This window comes from Halomonas sp. AOP22-C1-8 (assembly GCF_052378905.1).
Lineage (GTDB): Bacteria > Pseudomonadota > Gammaproteobacteria > Pseudomonadales > Halomonadaceae > Vreelandella > Vreelandella citrativorans.
In genome coordinates this window covers 1-923 of record NZ_JBQSYD010000068.1, presented here as the reverse complement: position 1 = coordinate 923, position 923 = coordinate 1, and the positions used below count along the sequence as shown (strand labels likewise).

General features: G+C 51.9%; 1 pseudogene. It reads right to left on the bottom strand.

Annotation, left to right across the window (positions count from 1 at the left end):
- Nucleotides 1–853: pseudogene (locus ACT3TY_RS17885) on the bottom strand (IS5 family transposase); the annotation flags it as partial.
- Nucleotides 854–923 lie beyond the last annotated feature (70 nt).

Sequence of the window (923 nt, the reverse complement as noted above, 5' to 3'; positions counted from 1 at the left end):
TAGGCTTTGTACGAAAAGTTGGCTCGCAAGCAACGCTCTATGCAGGCTACGCATACCATCGCTCTGAAACTGCTCGCTAATTTTTCGTAGCGCGTTGCAAATCGACGTAACTCTTTAAGCCATCCAAAGCAGCGTTCTACCGCGTTTCTCTGGCGGTATCTGTGCTGATCAAAACGCCTCGGCAAACCAGGGCGTGTCTTGCGATGCATTTGACGTTGCGCAATAACGGGTTTTATACCGTGCCTGTCACAGTAACGGCGCAGTTCATCACTGTCATATCCTTTATCAGCGACCACGTAGCGGCTACGTTTGCGAGGCCTTCCAACACGGCCTGGTAGATAAACACTCTCCAGCGTCGAGATGAAATGTCGAGAATCAGCCTGCTGCCCTGGAGACAGGGTAAATGCCAGCGGCCAACCATGGGAATCACATACCAGGTGGATTTTTGTCGTTAAACCACCACGACTACGCCCCAATGCGTGATCTACCGGTTCTTCTGAGCCCCCTTTTTGCCGCCTCCTGCGGCAGCGCGGGTGGCACGTATCGAGGTCGAATCAATCATCCACGTATCCAGATCCATCAGTCCATCTTCACGCAGCCTGAGCTGTAAGCGAGAAAGGATAGCTTCAAACGTGCCATCATCCCGCCATTTTCGAAAGCGCTCATAGGCAGTTGACTAGGGACCATACCGCTCGGGTAGATCTCGCCATTTGGCACCAGAACAGAGCACCCAGAAAATACCATTGAGGACCTGCCGGTCATCCCGCCGGGGCCTGCCCATCACCTGAGTTGGCGACACAATATCTGTAATCTGCGCCCAGTTCTCATTGGATATCTCGTACCGGCCAACCATAATTCATTTCCCCCTATGCTTCTATTGCATGGGAAAACTTAGCAGATATCACTTTTCGTACAAAACCTAG